General features: G+C 60.6%; 4 protein-coding genes and 1 pseudogene. All 5 read right to left on the reverse strand.

Annotation, left to right across the window (positions count from 1 at the left end):
* Positions 1 to 876 (reverse strand): DUF6361 family protein (locus WAW85_RS06155; protein WP_422558753.1); only part of this gene is annotated, 876 nt, incomplete at its 3' end.
* Positions 771 to 3,848, reverse strand: a complete 3,078-nt coding sequence (locus WAW85_RS06160; RefSeq protein WP_422558754.1) for a type III restriction-modification system endonuclease — start codon at positions 3,846 to 3,848, stop codon at positions 771 to 773. The genes WAW85_RS06160 and WAW85_RS06155, both read right to left, overlap by 106 nt.
* Positions 3,849 to 3,978: 130 nt before the next feature.
* The gene (locus tag WAW85_RS06165; RefSeq protein ID WP_422558755.1) at positions 3,979 to 5,637 is read right to left on the reverse strand and encodes an RNA-binding domain-containing protein; all 1,659 of its coding nucleotides are present in this window, start codon (positions 5,635 to 5,637) and stop codon (positions 3,979 to 3,981) included.
* A gap of 8 nt (positions 5,638 to 5,645) precedes the next feature.
* The gene (locus WAW85_RS06170; RefSeq protein ID WP_422558756.1) at positions 5,646 to 7,337 is read right to left on the reverse strand and encodes a site-specific DNA-methyltransferase; all 1,692 of its coding nucleotides are present in this window, start codon (positions 7,335 to 7,337) and stop codon (positions 5,646 to 5,648) included.
* Between the two features lie 300 nt (positions 7,338 to 7,637).
* A pseudogene (locus tag WAW85_RS06175) lies at positions 7,638 to 7,843 on the reverse strand (hypothetical protein); the annotation flags it as partial.

Consider the following 7,843-nt stretch of genomic DNA (forward strand, 5'->3'; position numbering starts at 1 on the left):
AGGATCAATGCTCCAGAGGGAGCGCTCTTCTGCCTTGAACGGGTTGACGGCGACCTGTGCGAGCAGAGAAGGTTCGGGGGAAGAGTCGGGAGCCGGAGCCTGGACCTGACTGAACTTGTCCAAGAGGAACCTTGCAGCTTCGGCTGGGGGAAGGATGGACAGCGGCCCGTTCGGGAAGTCGGCAGGCGCATCTGGAAGACCGTCCCACATGCTCATCGAGGTCGGCGCCGGTGCATCGATGATTCGGCTGCGCACTTCGGCGCGGGTCAGCCGGGCGCCGAGGTTCGGCGAATGCCGTATTCCCCAGACACCGAGCGCATTCCAGTAAGCCTCGGATGGCATGCGTCGGAGCCCACCCTGCGCTGTGCGCCCGATGATCCCTGTCTCGTTAGCGGGGTTGCCATCGATGAGTGCTCCGATTGTTTTGAGCTCGGCGTCCTTCAGCCACTGGTCGTACTGTTTGTTGTTCTTAGGGCGGCGTCGAGCAACGTGCTGCATCGCCCACGGGATCGCGAGCGCATAGATGGCCCGGGTGTGAAGAGTGGAAGTGCCGGGAAAGAGTATGTCGGCGAAGCCATCCCGGATAGATCCGATACCAATCGAGTCGAGCGTCGAGGGCTCACTCAATGCGCGGACGAGTTCTCGAGCCTGCTGGGCTTGATCCGTGTCGAACTGCATCCAGGTGAATGTGGATGTCGTCATTGGCCCTCCGCACTCTTCTCTTCGTTGGTTCGGGGCGCCTTGGCGGGCGACGGAGTTACAACCCACGATCACGTCGTGACGAGCTGCATCAGCTTCGTGTAGTCGGTGACGACATCGTAGGTGACATCCTGCCCGTTCTTCGCGCTGAGTGACGCGAAGAACTTCCGCGCGCATTCGATCTTGGCCTCCTCAACTCCCTTGAGTTGAAACGTCGAGAGGGATCCCTTGGTTTCGGCGACGAAGTAGACGTGCTTGACGCTGCCTTCGGTGAAAGCAATGGCCCAGTCGGGGTTGTAGTCGCCGACGGGCGTCGGAATGAAGAATCCCCGGGGGAGCTTGGCGTACACCGCGACCTCTTTGCTCGTGTCGAGCTCGGTGACGAACGCACGTTCCACCTTGGAGTCGGTGACGACGTAGTCGTAAACGTGCTTCCGAAGCTTCTCGCTCGCCTGCGTGAAGTCCTGTGCGGTCTGGTTCTCGGTGAAGATCGCGGAGTCGAAGCGGTCTTCGAGTGTGTCGTACGCGAGGTGCTCGACGATGACAGTTGCCTTCTGCTCATTGATGAGGCGTGCGGCTTCGGTGATGAACTGTTCGGGGTTGAGCCGGAACTTGGCAAAGGTACCCGGCGTAATGCCCTGCAGGATTGCAGCGGCTGTGCGGCGAGTGAGCTGAGTCTTTTCGGTGATTTCACCGAGCAAGTCGTACTTCACTTGCGAGCCTGCGCTCGAAGTCTCCGTGTGCGTCTGTGTGGCATGGACGGCAAAGCCGCTACCACTGGTCAGGTCGTCTGATTCCATGTGGTCGCGCTGTCGGCCAGCTTGGACAACATACTGCAGGGCCGCGACATTGAGGTGCTTGTCAAGGTGACCGATGGCCTTGCGGATCAGCTCCTCGGAGTTGAACTCGACCTGGTACACCGCCTTGTGGTTGATCCGCTTCCACAGCGCCTGAAATTCTTTGCGAGCGAAGTTCGCCTCGTTCAACGGAATCTTCTTCGGCTTGCGGTCATCGGTCGGCACCGGGAGGTCGAGGTAGAGGGCGTCGACGAGCGGCCACACGAAGTCGATGACGGGTTTGAGTACTTCGGAGGTCGGCACAGCGAGTGTCCCGTCGTCTCTTGCCTGCTTGTAGGTGTCGGAGATCGTGTCGTCCTCGTTCACATAGTCGTTCTTGACCAGGTACTTGTAGAGCGCCTGGGCGACGGCCTCCTCGATTACCGAATCGCCGGAGGGCGTCGCGATGGTCTTGCCGAGGAAAAATTTGACGCTGGCCTTGCGGGGCCGTGCGGCGAGCGATCTGGAGATCTCGAGTTGCAGGCCGGCTACGAAGTCGGTGTACGACTCGTCGGTGACGACGGTCAGCTCGTTGATGTCGTGGACGGTCACAGGGTTGTCCATGCGTTCGCCGTGCTGATCGACCGCCAGCCGGAGGCCGCGCCCGATTTCCTGGCGACGGGAGACGGTGTTGTCGCTCTTCTTGAGCATTCCCATCACGAATACGTTGGGGTTGTCCCAGCCTTCGCGGAGCGCCGAGTGGGAGAAGAGGAACCGCACCGGTTCTTCGAAGGACAGCAGTCGTTCCTTGTCTTTGAGGATCAGGTCGTATGCGGCGGTATCGGTGGACTGTCCTTTGTCATCGCCTCGGCCGGAGACCTTGCCGTCGACTTGGTGTTTAGTCTTCTTGTCGATGGAGAAGTAGCCCTCGTGCACCCGCCGTACGTCGTCTCGACGCAGGTACGCCTGATACTCCTCAGTTCCAGCGCCGACCGCGAGCTCGCCGAGGACTTCATCGCGGATCGTGGCGTACTCCTCCTCGAACATGCGCGCATAGTCGCCGAGGGTGTCATCGCGGGCGTAGTCGCGGTACTTGGCGACTTCGTCGATGAAGAAGAGGGACAGCACCTTGATGCCTTGGCTGAACAGTTCACGTTCTTTGTCGAGGTGGGCCCGGACCACTTCGCGAATCTGTATGCGCCGCTTCGTTTCTTCGGTCACGTCGCGGTCGGCGAGCTGTCCCGCAACGACCACGTCGCCGTTGCTCAGCTCGATCACGTCGCGAGTCGCATCCACTTCGGAGATGAAGAGGCCCTTGTAGGCTTCGATCCCGTTTGAGATGTCGTGAAGGTTCGCTCCAACGTCAAGGCGTTTGACCTGGCGTCGGATGTTGGAGGCCGTCTGCACTTCGATTTCTACGCGCGCCCGCGGCTTGGCGCCCTTCGCGATCTCGATTGCATCCAGGTAAAGGTAGGCGGTCGAGCCGGCGAGGCCTTTCACGGTGATGCCGCGTACCGCGATCTTCTTGACCAACTTCCGGTTGTAGGCATCCAGCGCGTCGAGGCGGTGCACTTTGGTGTGATCAACTTTGTGCGTGGCGGAGTAGCGCAACAGCATCAGGGCGTTGAATCGAGACAGTGCTTCCAGTGACTTGGGTGCGCCAATCTTCTGTGGTTCATCGATGATCACGATCGGACGGTTGGCGCTGATGACATCAATCGGGCGGCGCGACTGGAAGTCGTCGAGTTCGTCGTAGATACGCCGGTTGTCCTTGCCGGTGGCGTTGAACGCTTGGATGTTGATGATCATCACCTGCACACCCGCGTCAGAACTGAAGCGCTCAAGCTCGTGCAGTTGGGACGAGTTGTAGATGAACGAACGCGGTTTGGTGCCGTAGCTCTGCTGGAAGTGCTCGGCGGTCACGTCGAACGACTTCTTCACGCCCTCCCGGATCGCGACCGACGGGACGACGATGATGAACTTCGACCAGCCGTACCGCTTGTTCAGCTCCATGATCGTCTTGATGTAGACGTAGGTCTTACCGGTACCGGTCTCCATCTCGATGTCGAGGTTCGGCGCTCCCGGAGCGGCCTTGCTGTCGGTGAGCTTGGGTGAGAGCGCCAGATTTCGTGCTCGTTGCACCGCATGAACGTTCTCCAGAAGCTGCGCAGCAGACAGCGCGATCTCGGCGTTACGCAGGCCGGCGTCCGGGCGATCGTTCACGTCGAACAATGCCGGAGCACTCGCCGGAGTGAGCTTGCCGGGGTCGATCCGGTACGAGATTCCATCGACCTTCGGCTGGCCGGCGAAGGTCGCGACGACGGCGTCGACGGCGTCGGTCTGGTACTGCTGGACCTTGAACTGGAGCTTCATTGAGCCACCTTCTTAGCTGCAACCTGCACGTTGGAGCAACGAACCAAACAACGATGAATCCGCGCTGACCTGGAGAAACGATCATCATATTTACTTAAATCATGTATTCCGAGGATCGGTCGAAGCATGGTTAAACAAGCTCCCATCGCGGCTTCTGCCGGCTCCCGGCGTTCCGGATCGTGCCGGCCGTGCGCATCTTGGTGAGCAGGTTTGTCACCTTGCTCCGTTGTTGCCGAGCGTCGAGCAGATCCGGCAGATACTTGCCAAGCAGTTCGTCGATCTCCCCCCGTGAGGCGCCACCGTACTGTTGCAGGTAGTCGACGACGAGTCGCGTGTAGTGTGCGTCGTCTTGCGCTCGCGTGCGGATGTACTGCGCCTTCTGGTCGGTCATCTCTGCGATGTTCGCACTGACGTGTACGCCGCGCCCGCGGCCTTCGATCAGCTTCTCTCTCCGGAGGCGCGTGTTGGCATCCTTGCTGATCGGAAGCTTCTTCTGAACGCGGTCGAGGGCGAGGATGTCTCCGAGCGGCAGATCCGTACGCACCATGAGAAGACGGGAGTACGCCTCGTCGATTACCGCGCCCGGCAACGTCAGTTGCACCTCGCCGTCGCGGCTGAGGTCGTAGTCCGGAAGCGGAAGGAACCGACGAGCCTGGTCCTCGGTCATCCGGTGGATGCCATAGCCCAGTTGGTCGATGAGGTTCAGCTCGGTCATCGCCTCGACGAGATAGGGATTCCGGTACTTTCGTGGGCTCCGCTCATCCAGCGCGTAGTCGTCGGGTTGGCCGTCGTAGAATTCGCCAACGCTGATGAACTCGACGCGATCGAAGTACTCAGTGACGATGATCCGGGAGTTGCGCGTGTAGTCCTGGTGGGCGATGCAGTTGTATAGCGCTTCGAACAGACTGCGCTCGTCATATTTGCTGATCTCCCGATAGATCAGCTCGTTGGGCGGCAGGAGCCGGAGCTGGACGTTGCGAATGCGCTTCGCAAGCGCGGTGGCGTTGAGTAGGAACGGGAGACGAAAGTGCTCATATGCTCGCTGCTCACCGACCAGCTTCCAGGTCATCTGTGCAGGGTGCGGCGTCAATAAATGTGTCGAGGACTCGGCGCCAAGTAGCAACAAAGCGGTGCGGGTGAGTTGACCGTCGCGAGTCAACCTGGCTTTGGCGAGAAAAGTTGCGTCATCCCATCGTTCGATATCCGTGGCCGGTATACGAGCCGTGTGTCGCTCGGCGAATCCCTTTCTCGCTCGGGCGATCGCTGCCGGGTCGAGATGTGCGAGCGTTGCATCGGGCACAACCACAGCCGACCAGTCGAGGCCGATTGTCTGTTGCCGGATCTCGTCGAGTTTGTCGAGCGAGAGCGAGATGAGGCTCTCGCCCGCGCGAGCGCGGTAGTCGCCCTTCCATGAGATCGGAATACCGCGGGGTCCTGCCGGCACCTCCAGAAGCACTACTCGCTTGCCCGAGTGCGTGACCTCGTAGACTTCGCGGACAGTCAGCCCTTGGTCGATCGACTGGTGGATGTGATGTTTCAGCGCCTGACGCTGCTGGACCTCGATGAGATGCGTCGTGCCGATCACCTGCCGAGCGTTCGAGACACCGAACACGAGCCATCCCGACGCCAGCCCACGAAGGTTCGCCTCGTTGCTCAGCGCCGAGACGTACTCACCGGTCTTGTCGGCCGAGAACTGACGTGTAGCCTCCTTGAACTCGACAACCTCGTTCTCCCAACCAGCAAGCAGCCGGTTGAGGAGTTCGGTGAGTTCGTCATTCGTGAGGGTCATGCCGTTCCTCAGATCGTCCGTACCTCGGTCGCGGGCGACACCTCACGGAACACCTGTTCGGCGTTGATTCGCGCGGCGTCGGACTCGAAGGCATCGTCGCGGAACACCGCGCGGAGTGGACCGCGCGCAGCGATCTCTCGCACGACTTCGTGAGTCACCGACTTTGCAAAGCAGGCGATTAGTGCATCGTCGTGAACTGAGAGCACTTCGCTATCATCCATATACTCGCGCACGATCGGTAGCGACAACTCAAGTCCCCAATCGAGGAATACCTGGAACAGCAGGTCCTCCGCGGAACGATCCGGCTTGATGCTTGCCCCCAGGGCACCCAGACCAGGCTGACCAGTATCGTCCGGGGTCCTCAGAACATCCGCCTTGTTGCTGCTGTCGACATGCAGAGAACGGAAGCCGACGTCCAAGTCGTCCCCTAGCAGTCCAGCCGACTGCTTCGCCTTTACGCCGGCGCGACGCAGGCGTTCACGGGCAATACTGGCGATGTTGGCGTAGTCCGGGTGATCAACCATCTCGTCAAGCTGGACGAGGATGTACTGGCGATGCCCGCCGTCTGCCGCGTTGAGGTCCATGACAGCGTGTCCAGTCGAACCAGACCCCGCGAAGAAGTCAACGAAGATGGCATCCTTCGCCCCACTGGAGATGAGACGAAGCCAGCGCGCAAGCACGCGCCGGTCTTTGGGGTTCTCGAAGACGATCTCGCCCATGAGGTTACGCATGTCGGTGCTCGCGGCCTTGCGGTCCTGCTCAAACACCGAGATCGCGACTTGCTCGCTTGTCTCATCAAGGAAAGAGATCCCGCGAGGGATCGCAGTCTCATCGGAGCCGAACCAAATCTGGCCTGCGGTGATTCGACGGTCCATTTCTTCCTTCTGAAAACGCCAACCGGTCTTCGGAAGCGAGACCGGTTTGCGTGTCGTCGGGTGAAGAACCTGATAGGTCGGCCCGCCTCGACCGGGCCACGTGATGTTGCCGTAGGTGTTCATTGGTCGACCAGTTCCGGGCTGAAGCTGGTCGTACCGCGCTACCGAATCGGTGATCTCACCCGCAGTCTTCTTACTCTTGAGCCATGCCTTCCACTGGACGGCGGCGTCGTCGTCGCTCTGACGGGTAGCCCAAATCGAGGCGGCTTTAGCCAACCCTGTGTCGAGACCGAGCTTAGGTTCGCGCCACCGCACACCGCGTTCGCTGAGCTGCATCTCATTCTTCGCGTAGACCAGCATGTAGTCCGCGCCGTTGGAGACATATCGGGAATCGTTCTTGCGACCGCCCTGCCACACGACGTTTGAGATGAAGTTTTCGGCTCCGAAGACTTGATCGAGGAGCAGGCGGAGGTTCGCGTGTTCGTCGTCGCCGATCGCGGCGATGATGACCCCGTCGTCGGCAAGAAGACTGCGCGCCAGCTTCAGGCGGGAGTACATCATGCTAAGCCAGTCGGAGTGGAAGCGGCCGTTCGCCTCAGTGTTCGCGACGAGACGGTCTCCCGCCTCCGATCTCTGGCCCGAGCGGGCGAGGTAATCGGCATTGGACTCGGCGAAATCATCGTCGTAGACGAAGTCGTTGCCCGTGTTGTACGGCGGGTCGATGTAGATGAGCTTCACCTTGCCGAGGTACGACTCCTGGAGCAGCTTGAGCGCGTCGAGGTTGTCGCCTTCGATGAAGAGGTTCTTGGTGGTGTCGAAGTCCACCGACTCCTCACGAACCGGGCGGAGAGTCTTGGCGATCGGCGCGTTCGCCGTGAAGGCAGCGGCACGCTTGCCCGGCCAATCGAGGCGGTACCGCTCCTGCGGCCCCTCGACGATGTGGTCACTCAACTCCTGTCGCAGCAGGTCGAAGTCAACTGCGGTGATCACGTTGCCCTCCGCGTCTCTCGACTCGGTGATGACCTGCGGAAGCAGGTCGGCGATCCGTTCGACGTTGCGCGCGGCGAAGTCGGGCGTATGTAGCGTGCGCTTCTCCATCACGCACCGCTGACCAGCGAGCGACGGTCATATGGTCTTGACCTCAGTGTGTGGCGAGCGTTCACTGAACACCTGCCCGACGTTGATGCGCTCCGCGTCGTCCGCGAAGTCTTCGTCGAGGAACACGACACGAAGCGGCTGACGCTCCGCGATGGCCGCGGCAGCCCGAGAGAGAGAGAGAGAGAGAGAGAGAGAGAGAGAGAGAGGAATTGCGCGCCTCACGCGGACGTGTG

It is taken from the genome of Gordonia sp. (in: high G+C Gram-positive bacteria) (assembly GCF_049299075.1).
In the GTDB taxonomy this organism is placed as follows: Bacteria; Actinomycetota; Actinomycetes; order Mycobacteriales; family Mycobacteriaceae; genus Gordonia.